A 20,903-nucleotide genomic window follows, 5' to 3' on the forward strand; every position below is an offset into this window, starting at 1 on the left:
GCAACCAGTCGACTAATTGCGGGACGCTCCGGCGCGCCGCGGAGCGCTCAGCCGCCGCACCGCGTTCGCACACGCGAGAGACTCCAGCAGCGGAACGGTCCGTTCCCAGCCCAAGCAGGCGTCCGTGATGCTCAGATCCGGCCGCGGCCGCGTGGACCCGACGTCCTGCCTGCCGTCAGCGAGGTAAGACTCGATCATCACCCCGGCCAGCGCGTCGTTGCCCGCCGAGATCTGATCGGCCAGGTCCGCGACGACCACGGGCTGCCGGTTGTGGTCCTTGCCGCTGTTGCCGTGCGACGCGTCGACGACGAGCCGGTGCGGCAGGACGGCGGTGGTCAGCGCGTCGAGGGCGTCCGCGACGGCGTGGGCGTGATGGTTCGGTTTCGGACCGCCGCGCAGGACGAGGTGGGCGTCCGGATTCCCGGTGCTGCGCTGGATCCGCGGTCGCCCGTCCGCGGCGGCGCCAGGGAACACGTGCGGCAGCGCGGCCGCCCGCACCGCGGCGACGGCCGTGTCCAGCCGTCCGGAGACGCAGTTCTTCATGCCCACCGGCATCGGCAGCCACGACGCCAGGTGCCGGTGCGGCTGGCTGGCCACGGTCCGCGCGCCGATCGCGCCCCAGCTGATGGTGTCGGCGAAGTAGGGCGCCAGGAACGGGTCGACGAACTCGTACGCCAGCGGCAGCCCGGTCGCGGCGGCGTCGACCAGGAACCGCCGTCCGATCCGGACTCCTGCCGCGAGGTCGCCCTTGCCGTCCAAGGTTGGGTCGGGCACGAGGCCGGTCCAGCCCGCGATCGTCCGCGGTTTCTCCAGGTAGGCGCGCAAGACCACGACGAGGTCGTCGGCGAACCGTCCGGACACTTCGGCGAGCCGGTGCGCGTACTCGAGCGCGCCGCCGGCGTCGTGCACGGAACACGGACCCACGACGACGAGCAGGCGGGAGTCGCGCCGGGCGAGGACGTCCGCGACGGTTTCGCGGTGCCGGGCGATCTCGTCCGGCACGACGCCGCTCATGGCCACCTCGGCCGGGCTGGGCAGGGTGTCCTGGTCAGGCATCCGCGTGACCTTTCTTCTTGTCGGGGGCGGCCACCCCGGTGCGGGGCAGCCGCGTCGCACCGGCGACCGCCACGACGGCGAGGCCGAGAACACACCAGAAAGCGTCGGCGAAGGCAGCTGCGACGTCCGGGCCGCGCGCGGCCAGCCGGGCCTGCAGCACCACGGCCAGCACCGCGGTGCCGATCGAGCCGCCGAGCGTGTTGAGCAGGTTCAGCGCCCCGGCCGCGCGGGGCAGCCGGGCGGGTTCGACCCGGCGGTAGACGATCGTCATCACCGGCGCGCCGATCAGCGCCGCGCCGAAACCGCGCAGCAGCAGGGAAACCGCGATCACCCAGTCCGGGACACCCGGACCGAGCTGGGTGAAGGGGGCGGTGCCGAGGGCGACCAGCCCGATCCCGCTCAGCACCAGGGTGCGCGGCGAGATCCGGTCGACGAGCCGGGTCACCAGCACCGACCCGGCCGCCGCGCCGATGCCCTGGGGCACCAGCAGCAGACCGGTGTCCCCAGTGGACAGTCCGGCGCCGCGCTGGAGGTAGAGCGGGAGCAGGAACATCGTGCCGAACACCGACGCGCCGAGCAGCACCAGTGCGAGCGCGGCGACCCCGAACGGCGGTTTGGTGAACAGCCTCGGATCGAGCAGCGGCGCTTCGGCCCGCAGCCCGTGCCGGACGAACGCCGCGAGCATCACCACGCCCGCCGCGACCGCGATCCCGGCGACCACCGGGTTCCCCTGTTCGAACCAGGTCAGCCCGAACACCAGCACCGCGAGCCCGGGCGAAAGCAGCATCGCGCCCCGGAAATCGAACCGGTCTCCCCTGCCGCCCGGTTCACCCGCCGGGACCCAGCGCCGCGCCAGGATCACCGCTGCCACGCCGACCGGAAGGTTGACGTAGAACAGCCACGGCCAGTCGGCGACGGCGAGGATCGTGCCGCTCGCCAGCGGGCCGAGCACCGGCGACAACAGCGGCACGAGACCGACCACGCTGATCACGCGGCCGATCCGATCCGGTCCGGCGGCTCGCGCCAGCAGCGCCTGCCCGGTCGGCGGCAGCAGACCCCCCGCGAGCCCTTGCAGGACACGGAAAGCGATGAGCGCGGGCAAAGTCGGCGCCAGCGCGCACAGCAGGGACGCGAGCAGGAACACCGCGACGGCGGTGAGCCAGACGCGGCGGCCGCCGAACCGGTCCGCGAGCCAGCCGGACGCCGGCACCGCGGTGACCACGGCCAGCAAGTACGCCGTCGTCACCCACTGGACGCCGGTGACCGGCGCGCCGAACTCCTCGGCGAGCGTGTCGACGCCGACCGAGACGATCGTGCTGTCCAAGGTCGCCATGAACGTGCCGAGGACCAGCACGGCCGCCGTGCGCCACAGCGCGGCGTCGATCGGGCGCGCGGTCACCGCTCCCCCACGAATCCGGCGGCGTCGCCGTCCAGCCAGGACGGCAGGTCCCGCAGGAACCGGACCAGATCGTCGGCCAGCGAACGAGCGTCTGTGTGCCGTGCGTAGAGGACGCCTTCCCAGCCGCGCTCGCCCGGGACGACGGTGACGCTCACCGCGTGGTGCGTCCGTTCGCGGAACCTCGTCCCGGTGACGGTCAGGCCAGGCGCGGGTTCGCGCAGCTTCGCCGGGTCCACCGGGTAGTTCTCGAACACCAGCAGACTGTCGAACAGCCGCTCGCGTCCGGCGAGCGACGCGAGTTCGGGCAGGCCCATCCGGTGATGCCCGGCCATCGCCTGCTGCCTCGCCTGCAGGTCGGCGAGCGCCTCGGCGACCGTCCCGGTGAACCGGGCACGGACCGGGACACTGTTGGCCAGCAGGCCGATGATCTCCTCGACACCGTCCACATCGGATGTCCGGTTCGCGGTCATCACCCCGAAGCTCACATCCCGGCGCCCGGCGTGGGTCGCGAGCACGGCCGCCCAGGCACCCTGCAGCAGGGTGTTGACGGTGAGCCCGCGTGCCGCGCCCAGTCGGGTCAGTTCCGCGACCAACGGACCGTCCACAGTGAACAGAGCGGGTTCGGCGGCGCCGACGGTGCGCGGCAGGTGGTCACCTTCGGGCAGGCCGTCGAGTTCCGCCCGCCACGCCCGGACGTCGGCGGAGTGATCGGCCGCGGCGAGGAGGCGGGTGTACCGGGCCGGCGGCACCGGCTCCGGCAACGGCTTCCCCTCGTACAGCGCGAACAACTCGCCGAGGATCCGCGGCGCGGACCAGCCGTCGGACAGCAGGTGGTGGCTGGTCAGCACGAGCGTCTGACGGCCGGGCCCTTGCCGCAGCACTGTGACGCGCCACAGCGGCCCGTTCGCGAGGTCGAAAGGCTCCGCCAGCTCCTCGTCCAGCGCGGCGTCCACTGTGTCCACTTCGGACACATCACGGACACGGAACCCGGCCTGTGGCTCCACGGGGACGACCTGGACCTCGTGCGACGGCGGGAACACAGCACTCAGGTTCGGCTGCCGTCGCACCATCGAGGTCACCGCAGCCCGAAGCGCCTCGACGTCAAGGTCACCGGACAGTGTGAACGCGGCCTGCACCGGGTACGGATCTTCTTCCGCGGTCCGGGACTCGCGCAGGATCACCTCCTGCAACGGCGTCAGCGGCATGACCTCGCCAGGCCCCGGAATATCGGCGGCGAGTTCGTCCAGCGCGCGGCGGAAATGCTCGCCCAGAACGGCTATCCCGTCTTCGCTGAACAGCGCGGACGGCCAGGTGAAGCGGACGCCGAGCGTGCCGCCGTCGGGGACCATCGCGTTCACCGTCAGCGCGTACGGCAGCGGCATCTCGACGCCGCCACCGGAACCGAGTGGATCGGCGTCCGGTGGCCGCTGCCACGGGGTTTCCGTGACCGGGGCCGCCGGGAAACGGCCGAGATAGTTCCAGGCGATCTCGGGCCGCGGGCCTTCGACACCGAGGATTCCCTGGCCGAGGCCGTCTCCCGCCGCACGCAAGTGATCGCGGACGACGCGCAGCGCGTCCGGCACCGGTCCGGCGGGCGGGGCGATCCGCGCCGGATGCACGGCGGTGAACCAGCCCGCGGTCTGCGCCAGATCGACCGTGCCCGCGAAGTCCGGCGTGTGCCCCGGCCTGCCGTGGCTTTCGACGGCGACGAGCAGATCGGCCTCGGTTCCTCGCCAGGCGGCGACCGCGCGGGCGAGCGCGGTCAGCAGCACGGTGTCCGGGCCGGTGCGGTAGGCCGTGGGCAGGGCGGTGAGCACGGCGTGCGTGGTGTCCGCCCCGACGTCGATCCGGTGATGCCGCGCGGTCGCCACGGTGTCGCGCGCCGGATCGAGCCGCGTCCGGCCGAGCGTGGTCACCGGCGCGGCGGCGACCCCCTGCCAATACCGCATTTCGTCCTCTCGATGCGGCGCGGCCGCCCGCAGGGATCGCGCCCAGCCCAGGAACGACTGCCCGCGCCGGGGCAGGGTGTTGCCGTGGAAGGCCTGTTCGACGTCGTCGAGCAGCACACGCCAGGTCACCGCGTCGGCGACCAGGTGGTGTGCCACCAGCAGCAGCCGTCCCGGCCGCTCCTCGCCCGCGTCCACCAGCACCGCCCGCAGCATCGGCCCGGTGCGCGGATCCATCCTGGCCACGATCTGCTCGACCTGCGCGTCCAGCACCGCACGCGGATCGTCGGCCACCCGGACGGTGGTGAGCACGTCGGTGCTGGTCACAGCCCCGACGTCGGGGACGCGCAGCACGTCCTCGACCAGATGCGCACGCAGGACGTCGTGGCGGGCGAGGACGGCGTCGAGCACCGAGCGCCACCGCGTCACGTCGTCCGCCGAAGGCACGCAGATCTCGACCCACTGGCAGAACCCGTCGGCCGCCTTTCCCGCGCGCCGCAACAGATCGCGCATGATCGGCGTGAGCGGGGCGTCCCCGACAGCGTGGGCTTCCTCGGCCCGTTCGGGTTCGCCGCAGCGCGCGGCGATTCCGGTGACCGTGCCACCTTCGAGGACGTCGCGCGCGGTCAGATGCAGCCCTTCGCGACGGGCGCGGGACACGACCCGCAGCGAGGCGATGCTGTCTCCACCCGCGTCGAGGAACCCGTCGTCCAGTCCGACGTCGGAACCGAGCAGCTCGCGGACCACCCGCAGCAGTACGGCTTCCGCCGGGGTGGCGGGTTCACGCCCGCCGTCGGAGCGGGCTTCGGGCTCGGGCAGCGCGGCCCGGTCGAGTTTGCCGCTCGGGCCGAGCGGAAGCCGGTCCAGCGGCACGAACGCCGTCGGCACCATGTACGCGGGCAGCTCCGCGGCGAGGTACTCGCGTAGCTCGGCCGGGTCGGGTTCGGTGCCGTCCACGGGAACGACGTAGGCGACCAGCCGGTCTTCGCGGACGATCACCGCCGAGGCGCGCACGTCGTCGTGCGCGGTCAGCGCGGTCTCGATCTCGCCGAGTTCGATCCGGAACCCGCGCAGTTTGACCTGGTGGTCGGCGCGGCCGAGGAAGACGATCTGCCCGTCCGGGCGCCAGCGGACCAGGTCACCGGTCCGGTACATCCTCTCCCCCGGCGGCCCGAACGGGTCCGCCACGAACCGCTCGGCGGTCAGCGCCGCCCGGCCGACATAGCCCTGGGCCAGCTTCGGCCCGGCCAGGTACAACTCGCCGGTGACGTTCGTGCCGACCGGGAGAAGACCCCCGTCGAGCACGTACGCGCGGACCTCCGGATCCGGACGGCCGATCGGCAACGGTCCGGGATCGGCCGGGTCGTAGTGCCAGGTGACCGAGTTGATGGTGACCTCGGTCGGCCCGTAGGCGTTGAACAGCGCCCGCCGGTTGCCCCAGCGCCGCGCCAGCTCCGGGTCGAGCCGTTCCGCGCCGACGACGAAGAACACGTCCGGATCGACGGTCGCGTCGTCGGGCATCGCGGACAGGAACGACGGCAGCAGGTTGAGCCCGGTGACCCGGTGTTCGGCGGCGTAGGCCAGCAGGTCGTCGCCGGAAACGCGCACCTCCTCCGGCGCGATCACCGAGGTCCCGCCGGACAGCAGCGGCAGCATGAACTGCCAGAAGGCGACGTCGAAACTCGTCGAGGCGAAGTGCAGGTACCGCTCGGCGGTCCCGATCCCGACGATGTCCTCCTGCAGCGCGATCAGGCTCGGGACGCCGCGATGCGGCACCGCCACGCCCTTGGGTTTGCCGGTGGTCCCGGAGGTGTAGATGACGTAGGCGAGCGCGTCATCGCCGAGCCGGACGGCCGGATCCGTGTCCTCAGTGGACAGATCATCCGGGTCGACCACCGGAAGACCTTCGACGTCCGAAGTGGACACGGCCGCGGCCGGCTTGATGTCGCCGAGCATGTAGGCGAGCCGGTCGGCCGGGTAGTCCGGGTCCATCGGGACGTGCACCGCACCCGCCTTGATCACGCCGAACAGCGCGACCACGAGGTCGACGTCGCGGCGCAGCAGGACCGCGACCGGGTCCTGCGGTTTCACCCCGGCGCCGATCAGGGTGTTCGCGAGCCGGTTGGCCCGCCGGTCCAGTTCGGCGTAGGTCAGGCTCCGGTCACGGCATACGACGGCTTCTGCGTCCGGGGTCTCGCGGACCCAGCGGCCGAACTCCGCCAGCATGCCGCCCCGTTCACGACGGGGTTCCGGCCCTTCGCCGAGGCGCAGCATCGCACGCTCTTCCTCGGCGTCGAGCGCGCGCAGCCGGGAGACCGGCCGCGCCGGATCGGCGACGATTTCATGCAGCACGGCCCGCAGCCAGCGGCCGTAGGACTCGGCCTCGTCGCGGCTGAACGCCTGCGGCTGGTAGCCGAGGCCGACGGTGAACTCGTCGCCGGGCAGCACGATCACCGTGAGCGGATAGTGCGTGGCGTCGGTGATGTCGACCCCGACGAGGTCGAGGCCGGGCGCCAGGGTCGTACGGGCGCGGCTGGAGAGCGGGAAGTTCTCCATCACCAGCATCGTGTCGAACAGGTCGCCGACGCCGGCCGCGCGCTGGATGTCCGGCAGTCCGGCGTGGTGGTGATCGGTGAGCCGGACGCTTTCGGTGTGCACGCGCTCCAGCACGGTGACCGCGGTGTCTGCGGCGTCGAACCGCACGCGTACCGGGATCGTGCTGCCGAGCTGCCCGATCATGCGCTCGACGCCGGGGACGTCGGCCGGGCGGCCGGAGACCGGGCAGCCGAAGACGACGTCGCGGCGCCCGGTCAACCTGGCGAGCAGGACACCCCAGGCGGTCTGGAACACCGTCGTCGGGGTGATCCCGCGTTCACGGGCGAAGGCGCGCAGCCGCTCGCTGAACTCCCCGCCCAGTTCCACGGTGACCCGCTCGGGACGCTCCACAGTGGACTCCAGGCTCGCGGGAGCGAGCCGCGTGCCCTCGTCGAGCCCGGCCAGCGCCTCGCGCCACGCCTCCAGCGCCGCGTCCGGATCACGTTCGCCGAGCACCCGGTGGTACTCCGAAAGCGGCGGGGCGACCGGGGCCGCCGGGCCGCCGCCGAGTTCGGCGTAGGTGGCCAGCAGGGTGCGGCCGACCAGCGGCATCGACCAGCCGTCGAGCAGCGCGTGATGGTTGGTGAGCACCAGGCGATGCACGTCCGGGCTCAGCGTCAGCAGCAGGAACCGGATCAACGGCGGAGCCGCCGGGTCGAACGGGCGGGCCAGTTCGGCCCGGCATTCGGCCGCGACTTCCTCCGGTGACACGCTCGCGGACCGCCAGTCCAGCGTGACCTCCGCGGGCACCACCTGGACGACTTCTCCCGCGTCGGTGGTGTGCAGGTGGACACGCAACGCGGGATGCCGCCGCAGCACTTCCGCCGCGGCCTCCCGCATGCGGTCGGCGTCGAGCGCGCCGCTGAGCAGGGTGACGGCCTGCACCACGTAGACGTCGGTGTCTTCGGTGCCGCGCGCCAGGGTGTGGAACGAAAGCCCGGTCTGCAGCGGGGTCGCGGGCAGGACGTCCTCGACCCGGCCCAGGCGTTCGAGCAGGTCGATGTCGGCCTGTTCGAGGCCGACCAACGGCAGGTCGGACGGCGTGAGCCCCCCGCCGTCCGGTCCGATCCGGGCGGCGTGCGCGGCCATCGCCTCCAGCGCACGGGACCATGATTCTTGCAGCGCCTCAACGCTTTCGGCGTCGAGCACCGCACTGGCCGCCGTCCATTCGACGGCGAGCCGGGGACTTCCGTCCTCACGCACGAAGCAGTTCAACGCCAGCACCTGTTCCAGCGACTTGGCGTCCGGCTCGGTGACCGCGAACGGGTCCTCCTCCGGCAGCCGCCAGCCGGTGCCGGGCAGTGCCGCGAACCGGCCGAGGTAGTTCAGGACGACGTCCGGCGGCGGGACGGCGGCGAGTTCGTCCCGGGTGAGCGGGTCCAAATACCGCAGGACGCCGAAGCCGACACCGTTATCCGGCACGGCGCGTTTGGCCTCTTTGGCGGCCCGCAGCAGCTTCCCTGCCGCGTCGCCGCCCGCGAGCGCGCTGTCGAAGTCCGTGGTCGCGGCCACCGCGGCGGCGGGCACGCGCAGCGGATGCTCGGCGGTGAACCAGCCGACGGTGCGCGACAGATCCAGGCCGTCCTGGTCCCGGCCGTGCCCTTCGAGCGAGACGGTTTCGGCCTCGACCGGGGCACCCCGCCACGACCGGAGGGCGAGCACGAGCGCGGCGAGCAGGACGTCGTCCGGTCCGGCGCGGTAAGCCATGGGCAGGCTGTTCAGCACCGCGTCGGTCTGTTCCGGTGAGGTAAACGTCGTCGAGCGCCGCGCGGTCGCGACCGTGTCGGTGGCCCGGTCGAGCGGCCGGTGGCCGAGCCGCGGGCCGTCGAGCGCGCCGCGCCAGTGGTCGAGTTCGCCGCGACGAGCGCCGGAAGCCCCTTGCTCGGCAAGGAGAAGCGCGTGCCGTCGCCACGACGTCCCGGTGGGTTCGAGCGGTTCGCCGGCGCAGGCGGCACGCAGGTCCGGCAGGAGGACACGCCAGGAGACACCGTCGATCGCGAGGTGGTGGACCACGACGACGAGGTGATCCGGCAGCAGCGCGACCTTGAGCACTCCGGTCCGCAGGTCCAGCGAGGCCGCGAGTTCCGCCGCGACCTCGGCCGGGTCCCCGGTGGTTTCGATGACCACGTCGGACGCCTTCACAGCCCCGCGCTCGCGGACCCGCATTTCGTCCTCTGAATGCAGACGCAGGACGTCGTGGTGGTCCAGCAGCGTTTGGACGCCCTCGATCAGCAGAGTGGGCGGCAGGTCCTCGTCGAGCCGGATCGCGGTCCACTGCGTGTAGCCGGCGATCGTCGCGACGTCCGGATGCGGGTCGAGCAGGGCGCGGACGATCGGCGGGGCGGGCACCTCACCGACCGGCTCGTCCGGCGGCGCCGCCGGACCGCCGATCTCGGCGCTCGCCGCGGCCAGTGCCTCGAAACTGCGGCGGGCCAGCAGATCACGCGGGCGCAGGTCGAGGCCGTGCGCGCGTAGCCTGCTGCTGACGCTGATCGCGGTGATGCTGTCGCCGCCCAGCGCGAAGAAGTCGTCGTCGACGGCGACCTCGTCGACGCCGATCACCTCGGCGATGGTCGCGCACAGCAGCCGCTCGCGGTCGGTGGCGGCGGTCCGCCCGGCCGCCGCGCGCGGGGCGGGCAGCGCGGCGCGGTCGATCTTCCCGTTGGAGGTCAACGGAAGCGTGTCGAGCACGACCACCGCGGCGGGCACGAGATGCTCCGGCACCCGTCCGGTGAGTTCCGCGCGGACGTCGTCCGGGACGACCTCGCCGACGACGTACCCGATCAGCCTCGGTCCTCGCACAGCGGCGGCGGCCGCGCGCACGCCGGGGACGGCGGCCAGCGCGGCCTCGACCTCGCCGAGTTCGACGCGGTGGCCGCGCACCTTCACCTGACCGTCGCGGCGGCCCAGGTACTCCAGCCCGCGGCCGGGCACCCAGCGGACGAGGTCCCCGGTGCGGTACATCCGGTCGCCGGGCGCGCCGAACGGATCGGCGACGAACCGCTCGGCGGTGGCGCCGGGGCGCCCGAGGTAGCCGCGCGCCAGATGCGGTCCGGCGAGGTACAGCTCACCCGGCGATCCGGCGGGCGTGGGGCGCAACGCGGCGTCGAGCACTCGCACCGCCGTGCCGGGTACCGCTGTCCCGACGGTCGGTTCCCCGTCGTCCAGCCAGGATCCGGCACCGTCCACAGTGGCCTCGGTCGGGCCGTACATGTTGCGGGCACGGACACCGGACTCCACGACCCGGCGCCACAGCGCGGGCGGTGTCGCCTCGCCGCCGAGGACGAGCAGCTCTGGCGGGTTCGGCGAGTCGAGCAGTCCAGCCTCGATCAGGGGCGCGGCCATCGACGGCGTGGTGTCGACGACGTCGATCCCGTCGCGGGCGAAAGCGGCCAGCAGTTCGTCGGCGTCGCGGGCGACATCCGTGCCGTAGACGTGGAGTTCGTGCCCGAACAGCAGCCACATCAGCTGATCGAGCGCGGAATCGAAGGCGAACGAGTAGGTGTGCGCGACGCGGAGCCGCCTGCCCGCGGCGCGTTCGGTCTCGGCGACCGTGGTCGCGCGGTGATGACGCAGCAGTGTCGCGAGCCCGCCGACCCGGCCGAGGACGCCCTTGGGACGGCCTGTCGAGCCCGAGGTGAAGATGACGTACGCGAGATGTTCCGGATGGCGTGCCGGCAAAAGCGGAGAAGAGTCCAGTGTGGACAGATCCGTTTCGCCGAGCAGCAACTGCGGCCCCGGCACGATCTCCGGATCGTGGGCCACGGTGAGCACCGCACCGGCTTCGGCGGCGAGTTCCCGCAACCGTTCGACGGGATGGGCGAGATCCAGCGGCAGGAACGCGGCCCCGGCGTCGAGCACCGCCAGCAGAGCGACGACGAGTTCCGCCGACCGCGGCAGGGCCAGCGCGACGACGTCGTCAGGCCCGACACCGCGGGCCCGCAACGCCCGGGCGAGCCGGTGCACCCGCGTGACGAGCTCCCCGGCGCTCAGCCGTTCGTCACCGGACACCAAGGCCGTCAGGTTCGGGTCGAGTTCGGCCAGAAGTTCAGGTACCCCAAGGAGTTCGGCGTCCGGAGCCGGTGTGGACCACGCCTTGAGGAGTGTGTCCCGCTCCCCCGCCGGGACCAGGTCCACGCCGCCGACGCTCGGGCCGTCCGGTTCGGTCAGCGCGGTGATCAGGCAGCGCAGGGCGGTCAGCTTGGCGTCGACGGCGGCCTGGTCGTGGGTCCGCGCGTCGACCTCGAAGCCGAGCAACAGCCCGCCGTCGGAGGTCGGGAGCACGGACAGGCCCATGTCCTCGGGCGGCCCGCCCGCGACGTTGCGCATGACGCCGTGCGAGCCCGCGAAGTCGAGCTTGAGGTCGAACGCCTTGAGGTTGATGCCGCGACCGTGCAGCAGCGCCCCGGCGCCGGGCACCGCGAGATCCTGCGGCAGGTCTTCACCGCGATAGCGCTGATGCCCGCGCATCTCCTTCAGCGCGCCCGCGACCCTCGCGGTCAGCTCGGCCCCCGAATCCGCCGGGAGCACCGTGACCCGCAGCGGCAGCACGTTGACCGCCATCGCCGGCGTCCGCAGCGCGGCTCCTTCGCGGCACATCAGCGGCATCGCGAACACGACGTCGGTCCAGCCGAGCACGCGGTGCAGGAAAGCGGAGTAGCAAGCGATCAGCGCGTCGCCCCAGGTCGTCCCGGCGCGTTTGCCCAGCTCACGCAGGCGCACCACGTCCGAAGCGGGCAGGACCGCCCGCGCGGTCACCGTGTTCTCCGGCGGACCGGACGCGCTGCCGCCGTCGTCGAGGTCCGGCAACGGCGTGAACCGCTCGCGCCAGTACTCCCGATCCCGCAGGAACCGTTCCCCGGCAAGGTATTCGCGATCGGCCTCGACCAGATCGGCGAACCGGGCGAACGTCGAGGGCGGCACGTCCTTGCCCTGGACCGAAGCGGTGTAGCGAGCCGCCGTCCGGCGCGCGAGCATCGCCGCGGTGTAGCCGTCGAACACCAGGTGATGCCCGAGCTGGGTGAACCACACCCGCGACTCCGAAAGCCGCAGGACGAGATGAGAGAACAGCGGCCGGTCCACCATGCCCCGGCACGCCTCGGCGACCCGGCGCCGTTCGGCTTCCACCCGCGCGTGCGCCGCGGCCTCCGGATCGGCCTCACCACTCAGGTCCACCACCTGCGGCGACGGCATCGGTTCCGCGGACACCAGCTGACGAGGACCATCCGGTGTCTCGAAGACGCGCAGCCGCAGGCTGTCGGCCTCCTCCGCGGTCGCCCGGATCGCTTCGGCCAGCGCGACGAGGCCGACCGGCCGATCGCCGTCGATCTCGATGACGTCACCGACGACGTAGTACGGCGAGTCGGGTTCCAGGCGCTGCGCGGTCCAGATCCCGAGCTGGGCTCCGGTGAGGGTCAGCATGAGGGCACCACCATCGGGGTTCCGGTCACCGGATCGGGCACGACGACACTGGGGAGATCGAAGACCTCCTTCATCAGCTCCGCGTCGACGATGTCGGCGGGAGCACCTTCGGCGACGATCCGGCCGTCCCGCAAGGCGACGAGGTGGTCGGCGTAGCGGCAGGCCTGGTTGATGTCGTGCAGGACGGCGATCACCGTGCGCCCTTCGTCGCGCAGGCGCGCCAGCAAGTTCAGCAGCTGGTACTGGTGCGCGATGTCGAGGAACGATGTCGGTTCGTCGAGCAGCAGGTACGGCGTCTTCTGCGCCAGCACCAGGGCCACCCACACGCGCTGACGCTGTCCGCCCGAGAGTTCCTGGACCGGCCTGTCGGCCAGCCCCGCCACCCCGGCCGCGGTCATCGCCTCGATCACCGCGCGTTCGTCCTCTTCGGACCACGACGCGAACAGTGACTGGTGCGGGAACCGGCCGCGCGCGATCAGCTGCCGCACGCGGACGTCCTCCGGTGCGACCGGATCCTGCGGCAGGAAACCGAGTTCCCGCGCCAAACCCTTGCCGGGGAAGGAACCGACGTCCTTGCCGTCGAGCAGGACTTCACCGCCGGACGGACGCAGCAGCCGGACGAACGCGCGCAGCAAGGTGGACTTGCCACACGCGTTCGGTCCGACGACGGCGGTGAACGCGCGGTCGGGCACGTCGAGGCTCAGCCGGGTCGAAACGATCCGGTCGCCGTAGCGCAGGGTCAGATCCCGCGCGGTCAAGCGGGCACTCATGTGCGCCGCACCTCCTTGGTGAGCAGCCAGATCAGGTAGCCGCCGCCGATCACGGTGCTGACCACACCGACCGGCAGCGATTCCGGCGCGAGCAGCATCTGGGCGGCCAGGTCGGCGCCGGTCAGCAGGACGGCGCCGGTGAGAGCGGCGGGCAGCAGGCCGATCCCGGGTGTGCGGGCCAGCCGCCGCCCGATCTGCGGCGCCGCCAGCGCGATGAACGCGATCGGCCCGGCGACGGCGGTGACCGTGGCCGTGCAGCCGACCCCGATCAGCACCAGGACCAGCCGCAACCGGTCCCAGCGGACACCGGTGGTGACCGCCAGCGCACCGCCGAGCGCGGCCTGGTGCAGCGCAGGTGCCCGGGTGAACAGCACGACGAACAGCACCGCGAGCACCCCGAACGGGATGGCGACGTCGTCCCAGCCGACCCCGTTGAGGGAACCGGCGTTCCAGCCGACCGCCGCGATCGCGATCTCGAGTTCCGCGCGCAGCACGATCCACGAGTTGAACGCGGTCAGCATCGCGTTGATCGCGATCCCGATCACGATCAGCCGCAGCCCGGACAGCCCGCCGCCGAGCGACAGCGCGTACACGACGGCCGCCGTGATCACCCCGCCCAGCACAGAACCGATCGTCAGCTGCGTCGACGTCCCCGAAAGCACGGTGATCGCGAACAGCGCGCCGGTGTAGGCGCCGGCGTCGAGGCCGATCACGTCCGGGCTGCCGAGCGGGTTGCGGGTGATGTTCTGGAAGATCGCGCCTGCCAGTCCGAGCGCGGCACCGAACACGAGCCCGGCGAGGACCCGGGGCAGGCGCCATTCCCGGATGACCACGCCGGGGCCGCCACCGGAGCCGGTGAGCGCGGCGAACACGCGGGCGGGACTCGCCCACGCCGCGCCGTAGCAGAGTCCGAGCAGCGTCAGCCCGGCGATGACCACGAGCATCGCCACGACGAACCAGAGGGTGCGGCGTTCGATCCGGGCGGAGAACCGCCCGCGCCGCAGAACGAGTGTGGTCACAGCGGCGCCGCCCCGTATTTGCGGACGGCCCAGATCAGCACCGGACCGCCGAGGAACGCGGTCACGATCGCGACCGGGACCTCGCCGGTCGGCAGCAGGACCCGGGAGCCGACGTCCGCGACCAGCATCAGGACCGGCCCGAGCAGCGCGGCGAACGCGATCAGCCACGGGATCGAAGCGCCCGCCACCCGCCGCGCCAGATGCGGCACGATCAGCCCGACGAACAGGATCGGCCCGGCCAGCGCGGTGGCCGCGCCCGCCATCAGCGTGATGAGCAGCAAGGTGATCGTCCTGACGCGGGCGACGTTCGCGCCGAGCGTGTGCGCGACCGTCTCGCCGAGCGCGATGGCGTTCAGCTGACGGCTCACCGCGAGCGCGCCCAGCAGGGACAGGCCGATGATGATCAGCGGGACCGTGGTCGGCGCCTGTTCCCGCCCTGCCAGCGAACCGACCGACCAGAACCGGTAGACGTCGAAGGTGTCCGGGAACAGCAGCCGCAGGCCGAGGGTGAGGCCCAGCAGCACGGCGCTCAGCGCGGTCCCGGCGAGCACCAGCCGCAACGGCGACCGGCTGCCGACGGCGTACACCAGCGCCGAGGCGCCGAACGCGCCCACGACGGCCAGGCCCAGTTCGGCGGGTGCCGACGCGGCGAGGCCGAACGCCGAACCCACCGCGATGGCGAACCCGGCCCCGGCGGTCACGCCGAGCACGCCGGGTTCGGCCAAGGCGTTGCGGGACAGGGCCTGCACGAGCACGCCGCCGACGGCGAGCGCCGCGCCGACCCCGATCGCGAGCACCGCCCTCGGCATCCGGATGTCCAGGACGACCGCCCGGTCACTCGGATTCCCGTCGCCCAGCAGGGCGCGCACGACCTCGCCGGGGGCGATGGCGTGCGCGCCGATGCCGACGCTCAGCACGGCGACCACGACGAGCCCGAGCAGTGCGGCGCCGAGCAGCGCGGACCGCCCGGTGGTGGTCACTTCTCGATCAGCGGCGCGAACGCCTGGTCGATGGCGTCCAAAGTGGACGTCGCGGCCCGGTAGGTGGCGGCCTCGGTGTAGCGGAACGGGTAGACCTTGCCCGCCTTCACCGCGGGGAGTTCCTTCCACAGCGGCGAGTCGAGGACGTACTTGACCGGCGCGGGGACGGCACCGTCGGCGCTGACCGAGTAGGTGATCGCGTCGGCCTCGGCGAACGCCGTCGACAGCTCTTCGATCGACGGGTACTCGCTGACGTCCTTGGAGCCGCCGCCCTTGACCTTGACCTGGCCGTAGTAGGTGGCGCCGAGGTCCTGGGCGATGTTGGTGCCCCAGGAACCGTTGAACTCGCGCTGGAAGTTGCCCTTGGCGACCTCGCCGTACGCTCCGACGTGGCCCAGCTTCAGCTGCGGCAGCACGGCCTTGTACTTCTCGGTCAGGCCCTTGGCCTTGGTGTCGTACGCGGTCTTGATCGCGTCGAATCCGGTGGCCGCGCCGGCGGCGTCGGCCTGCTTGCGGGAGAGGTCACGCCACATCGACGGCACGGACGGGCCGATCGCCACGACCGGGGCGATCGCTTCGAGCCGCTTGATGTCGATGTCGGCCAGCACCGGCTTCGGCACGCCGATGACGATGAGGTCCGGATCCGCCTGCGCGATCGCCTCGTAGTTCGTCTCCGACGCCGCCTCGCCCGCGACCTTCGCCAGCTCGTCGTACTTCTTGCGCTCCTGCTCGTTGAACAGCGGGATACCGCGCTTCCAGCTGGACACCCCGACCAGCGGCGCGCCCGCTTCGAGCAGCGCGGGCACGGCGTAGCCGGTGGCGATGACCCGCTTCGGCGAGACCGGGATGGTGATCTGGCCGTTGTCGGCGGCGAACACCCGGGTCTGACCGCCTTCGGCCGGCTTGCCGTCTTCGCCGGAGCCACAGGCGGTGGTCGCGGTCGCGACCGTCAACGCGAGCGCGAGCGCTCCGGTGAGCCGACGGGTTCTTGTGGTGCGCATGGGTTTCCTCGTTATTTCGGTGGGGTGGGGATCAGTGGTCGTGCTCGTCGTCGAAGTCGGCGACCCCGCGTTTCCAGTAGCCGGTGACGTCGTGGTCGTCCTTGCCGAGCCCGAGGTCGTTCTTGAGCCAGCGGCGCAGCGGTTTGATCTGCGCCGCCTCCCCCGCGACCCAGGCGTAGAGCCGTTCACCGGCGGGGACCTCGATCGTCTGGACCGCCCGCGCCAGCACGTCGGACGCGCCCACCGCGACGTCGCCTCGGTGCAGCCAGTGCACCTCGACGTCTTCGGGCGCGGACAGCTCGATCTCCTCGCTCGCGTCGGTGACCTCGATGAACGCCCAGCCCGCGGCGGTGCGCGGCAGTTCTTCGAGCCAGCGCGCGATCGCGGGCAGCGCGGTGAGGTCACCGGCGAGCAGGTAGCGGTCGTAGGTGTGCGGCACGATCAGCCCGCCGGGCGGACCGGCGACGTGCACCGGGGTGCCGGGTGTGACGTCCTCGGCCCACCCGGACCCGAGTCCGCCTTCGTGCAGCGCGACGTCGAGATCGAGCTCCCCGGATTCCGGGTCGTAGCGGCGGACCGTGTACTCGCGCGACGTCGGCGACGGCTTCGGCCAGCGCAGCATGTCGCCGTCCTGCACCGGCAGCTTCGGCTCGGCGTCCAGTTCGGGGAACAGGATCTTGACGTGTTCGTCGGGCGAATGCGCCTCGAACCCGGCCGTCCCGGGCCCGCCGAGGGTGACGCGGAGCAGTCCGGAACCGATCATCTCGGTGCGCACGACTTCGGCCTGCCGGACGCGGATCGGGTACGGCACCTTCTCCGCGTGCTGTCCCTCGCGGACCTCGGCGATGCGTTCGAGGTGCCGGTGGCGGTGGTCTGCGCGGCTCACGCGGCGCTCCCGGTGAGGACCTGCGTCCAGTGGCCGAGGGTCGGCTGCTCGGCGAGGTCCGCGAACTCCAGGTTCTCCGCGCCTTCGGTGCGCCACTGCTCGACCAGGCCCATGATCCGCATCGAGTCGAGGCCGAGGTCGGTGAGGTCGGTCTCCGGATTCAGTTCGGCCGGGTCGCAGCCGAGCAGTTCGGCGACGTCGGCGTGGATCTTTTCGGTCGTGAGGCTCATTGCTGGGCTCCGGCGTGGATCGGCGCCAGCGCGGCGAGCGCGGCGGCGGTGGTGGTCAGGGCGCCGCAGCGCTGGGCGACGTACTCGCAGGCCTGGTCGTGGCGTTCGCGGGAGAAGTCCGCGACCGCGTCGCCGACCAGGAACGGCTGGACGTCGCGCATGAACGCCTCGACAGCGGTGGCCTGGCAGCCGATATGCGCGTAGACGCCGGTGATCAGCAGCTGGTCCCGGCCCGCTTCGGCGAGCTGCTCGGTGAACGTGCTGCGCTGGAACGCGCTGTAGCGCCACTTCGTCAGGACGACGTCGCCCGGTCGCGGGGCGATCTCGTCCACGACGTCGGCGGCCGCGGGGTCGTCTTCGATGACCGCGCCGATGCCGTCGCCCCAGAACTCGGTGAGCAGGCCGCGGTCCTCGGCGGCCTGGTGACCGGGCTGCGCGGTGTAGAAGACCGGAACGCCCGCCGCGCGCGCGGCGGCGGCCAGCGCGGCGATGTTCGCGACCATCTCCGGGATCGGGGATCCCTCGTACGGCGCGAGGAAGTAGCGCTGCGCGTCGTGCACCAGCAGCGCGGCGCGGGCGGAGTCGGGTTTCCAGCCGACCCGGCCGGCGGGCAGTTCGGCCTCGGTCGGCAGGGCGTACGGCTGGATCTTGGGCAGCGACACGTTCACTTCTCCTTCGCCAGGGCGGCCAGCGCCGCCCGCAGCTCGCGTTTGCTGGTCTTGCCGACACCGGTCACGGGGAACTCCGGCACCACCTGGACCAGATCGGGCACCTTGAAGGCCGCCACGCCGCGTTCGCGCACGAACCGGCGCAGCTCGGCCGCGGCGGGCTCGGCACCGGCAGCCGGGACGACGTAGGCGCAGGTGCGCTCGCCCAGGTACGGGTCCGGCACCGCGACGACGGCGGCGTCGAGCACGCCGGGGTGAGCCATCAGATGGTTCTCGACCTCTTCCGCGGCCACCTTTTCGCCGCCGCGGTTGATCTGTTCCTTGGCCCGGCCGACCACTTCCAGATGTCCCGACGGATGCTGCCGCACCAGGTCTCCGGTGCGGTAGAAGCCGTCTTCGGTGAAGGCCGTCTTGTTGTGCTCGGTGGCGCGGTAGTAGCCGTGGATCGTGTACGGCCCGCGGGTCAGCAGGGCGCCGATCTCACCCGGCGCGACGACGTCGTCCGAAGTGGACAGTGGATCCTCCGGGTTCACGACGCGGATCTCGTCGTCCGGGGAGATCGGCCGTCCCTGCGTGGCGAGGACGTACTCGTCCGGATCGTCGAGCCGGGTGTAGCAGACCAGCCCCTCGGCCATGCCGAACACCTGCTGCAGGCGGCAGCCCAGCGCGGGCCCGATCTTCTCGGCCAGTTCGCGGGCGCATTTGGCGCCACCGACCAAGAGAACGTCCAAAGTGGACAGATCGCGGGTGGTCCTCGCGGCCGCTTGCGCCCACGCGGCGGCCAGCGGCGGCACGAGCCCGGTGATCGTCACGCCCTCGGCCTCGATCAGCCGGAACGCGGTGTCGGCGTCCGGCCGCGGCGCGAACACCGTCGCCGCGCCCGCGTGCAGGGCGCCGAGCAGACCGGGTGAGCTGAGCGGGAAGTTGTGCGCGGCGGGCAGTGCCGCCAGGTAGACGCTTTCCGGGCGCAGGCCGCAGATCCGGGCGCTTTCCCGGACGCTGTAGAGGTAGTCGTCGTGCGTGCGCGGGATCAGCTTGGGCAGACCGGTGCTGCCGCCGGAAAGCTGAAGGAACGCGACACCGGCGGGATCCGGATCCGGCAGGGCACGCGGTGCGGTCGCTTCGAGCGCCGCGAATTTCTCCGTACCGACGACGAAGACCTCGCGCACCGACGGGATTTCGGCCGCCACAGTACGGGCCATCGCCGCGTGGTCGAACCGTTCGTGCTCGCCGACGGTCAGGATCGCGGCGGCCTCGCTCTGTTCGGCGAAGTGCCGTAGTTCGCTGGCCCGGTGCGCGGGCAGGGCGAACACCGGCAGCGCCCCGGCCCGCCACAGTCCGAAGACCACGGACGCGAACTCGGGCACGTTCGGCAGTTGCACGACGACCCGGTCACCGGCCTGGATCCCGGCTCCGGCGAACCCGGCGGCGAGCCGGTGCGCCCGCTCGTCGAGTTCGGCGAAGGTCCAGCGCGCGGTCTCGCCGATCACGGCGAGGCGTTCGGCGTAAGCCTCGGCGAGACTGGTCAGCAGCTTGCCGAAGGTCTGGCCGCGCCAGTGTCCCGAAGCCCGGTAGCGCGCGGCGGTTTCGGGCGGCCAGGGCACGTGGTCCGGGTTCACGCCGCTCCCTCCAGTCCGAGCGCCCGCAGCATGGTGCCGAACTTCGCGCCGGTCTCGGCGAGTTCGGCCGCCGGGTCGGAACCCGCCACCACTCCCGCGCCGGCGAAGAGCCGGACGGTCCGGTCGCGGACTTCGGCGCAGCGGATGGTGACGACCCATTCGCCGTCACCATCCTGATCGGTCCAGCCGACGAGACCCGCGTAGTAGCCGCGATCTTCGGGTTCGAGCGCCGCGATGGTGTCGCGGGCGAGTCCGGTCGGGACACCGCAGACGGCGGGTGTCGGATGCAGCGCTTCGGCCAGCGCGAGCGCGGACGAACCGGCGTCGCCCGCGTCGGCGAGGCGTCCGCTGATCCGGGTCGAGAGGTGCCACATCGTGGGCGTGCCGATCACCTCGGGTTCGGCGGGGACGTCGAGGTCGACGCAGAACCGGCCCAGCACCTCGGCCACCTGCGCGGCGACGTGGGCGTGTTCGGCGCGGTCCTTTTCGGACGCCAGCAGATCGGCGACGCGCCGGGAGTTCTCGGCGTCGTCGGCCACGCGCGGCCTCGATCCGGCCAGCGGGTTGGCCATGACGATCCGGCCGCGACGGGAGACCAGCAGTTCCGGGCTCGCGCCGATCAGGGTGCGCGGCGCGGGATCCCCGGGCGCGCTGACGTCGACAGCGAAGGCGTGCGCCGCCGGGTCGGCGTGGACGAGACGGGCCAGCAGGCGCGGCACGGCGACGGGGTCGCCGCCGGTGACGTCGAGGCAGCGGGCCAGCACGATCTTGCGCAGATCACCGTCGCGGATCTCGTCCAGCGCCTTGGCGACCGCGGTGGTGTAGACCTCCGGCGCGGGCCGCGGCGAGACCGACCAGGTCCCGCCGCCGAGCGGCGCCACCGGTCCACCGGCTCGCGGCGGGCCCGCCCGGCGCACCACGGCGGGCACCACCAGGCTGCTCGGGGCGTCGGGCCGGAACCCGATCGCCCCGGCCACCACGGGTTCGGTCACTCCCGCCACGAGAGCGGCGTCGAGGACTTCGGCCGCGGCGCGGGCACGCCTGCCCGGCGCCGCGTGGACCGGCGAGTAAACCCCGTCGGCGAGCAGCGATCCTCGAGCGGACGAGTAGTAGAACGATCCGGGCAGGTACGCCGCCAGCAGATCGGCCGCCTGGTGGACCGGCCTTGGTCGGGCCGGTGCAGGTGAGGACACGACAGGATTCCCTTTCGCAAATACTACTGATCAGGCAGGCACTCTTGTTGTGTCGCAGTACCCTTTGCCGACGCGGACCGTGACCCCCCGGACGCGCCGAACACACCTTTTCGGTTAGCC

The 20,903-nt window shown here is 72.3% G+C and carries 12 protein-coding genes; all 12 read right to left on the reverse strand.

Features of this window, described 5'->3' with window-relative positions; all coding sequences use genetic code 11:
* Nucleotides 1–12: 12 nt before the first annotated feature.
* The 12 genes from ACZ6YV_RS17310 to ACZ6YV_RS17365 are packed head-to-tail and all read right to left on the reverse strand — an operon-like array spanning nt 13 to nt 20,783.
* Nucleotides 13–1,056, reverse strand: coding sequence for a 3-deoxy-7-phosphoheptulonate synthase (locus ACZ6YV_RS17310; RefSeq protein ID WP_465510535.1), 1,044 nt, complete (start codon nt 1,054–1,056; stop codon nt 13–15).
* On the reverse strand, nt 1,049–2,455 hold the full coding sequence (locus ACZ6YV_RS17315; protein WP_465510536.1) for a DHA2 family efflux MFS transporter permease subunit: 1,407 nt from the start codon (nt 2,453–2,455) through the stop codon (nt 1,049–1,051). Before ACZ6YV_RS17315 ends, ACZ6YV_RS17310 begins: the two co-directional genes overlap by 8 nt.
* Nucleotides 2,452–12,417 carry an amino acid adenylation domain-containing protein gene (locus ACZ6YV_RS17320; RefSeq protein WP_465510537.1) on the reverse strand — a complete coding sequence of 3,322 codons (9,966 nt, stop codon included), beginning with the start codon at nt 12,415–12,417 and terminating at the stop codon, nt 2,452–2,454. Before ACZ6YV_RS17320 ends, ACZ6YV_RS17315 begins: the two co-directional genes overlap by 4 nt.
* Entirely contained in the window at nt 12,411–13,187 is a 777-nt protein-coding gene (locus ACZ6YV_RS17325) for an ABC transporter ATP-binding protein (protein WP_465510538.1), read from the reverse strand. Before ACZ6YV_RS17325 ends, ACZ6YV_RS17320 begins: the two co-directional genes overlap by 7 nt.
* A complete protein-coding gene (locus ACZ6YV_RS17330; protein ID WP_465510539.1) occupies nt 13,184–14,206 on the reverse strand; it encodes a FecCD family ABC transporter permease in 1,023 nt (340 codons plus the stop codon). Before ACZ6YV_RS17330 ends, ACZ6YV_RS17325 begins: the two co-directional genes overlap by 4 nt.
* The gene (locus ACZ6YV_RS17335) at nt 14,203–15,186 is read right to left on the reverse strand and encodes a FecCD family ABC transporter permease (protein ID WP_465510540.1); all 984 of its coding nucleotides are present in this window, start codon (nt 15,184–15,186) and stop codon (nt 14,203–14,205) included. The genes ACZ6YV_RS17330 and ACZ6YV_RS17335 overlap by 4 nt, the downstream gene beginning before the upstream one ends.
* Nucleotides 15,183–16,187, reverse strand: coding sequence for an ABC transporter substrate-binding protein (locus tag ACZ6YV_RS17340; RefSeq protein WP_465510541.1), 1,005 nt, complete (start codon nt 16,185–16,187; stop codon nt 15,183–15,185). The genes ACZ6YV_RS17335 and ACZ6YV_RS17340 overlap by 4 nt, the downstream gene beginning before the upstream one ends.
* 31 nt (nt 16,188–16,218) lie before the next feature.
* Nucleotides 16,219–17,073, reverse strand: coding sequence for a siderophore-interacting protein (locus tag ACZ6YV_RS17345; RefSeq protein WP_465510542.1), 855 nt, complete (start codon nt 17,071–17,073; stop codon nt 16,219–16,221).
* On the reverse strand, nt 17,070–17,303 hold the full coding sequence (locus ACZ6YV_RS17350; RefSeq protein ID WP_465510543.1) for a phosphopantetheine-binding protein: 234 nt from the start codon (nt 17,301–17,303) through the stop codon (nt 17,070–17,072). The genes ACZ6YV_RS17345 and ACZ6YV_RS17350 overlap by 4 nt, the downstream gene beginning before the upstream one ends.
* Nucleotides 17,300–17,971: an isochorismatase family protein gene (locus ACZ6YV_RS17355; protein WP_465510544.1), complete on the reverse strand. Its 672-nt coding sequence runs from the start codon at nt 17,969–17,971 to the stop codon at nt 17,300–17,302. The genes ACZ6YV_RS17350 and ACZ6YV_RS17355 overlap by 4 nt, the downstream gene beginning before the upstream one ends.
* Nucleotides 17,968–19,590, reverse strand: a complete 1,623-nt coding sequence (locus ACZ6YV_RS17360) for a (2,3-dihydroxybenzoyl)adenylate synthase (protein ID WP_465510545.1) — start codon at nt 19,588–19,590, stop codon at nt 17,968–17,970. The genes ACZ6YV_RS17355 and ACZ6YV_RS17360 overlap by 4 nt, the downstream gene beginning before the upstream one ends.
* Nucleotides 19,587–20,783: an isochorismate synthase gene (locus ACZ6YV_RS17365; protein ID WP_465510546.1), complete on the reverse strand. Its 1,197-nt coding sequence runs from the start codon at nt 20,781–20,783 to the stop codon at nt 19,587–19,589. The genes ACZ6YV_RS17360 and ACZ6YV_RS17365 overlap by 4 nt, the downstream gene beginning before the upstream one ends.
* Nucleotides 20,784–20,903: the final 120 nt, after the last annotated feature.

This window comes from Amycolatopsis sp. NPDC102522, from assembly GCF_055584485.1.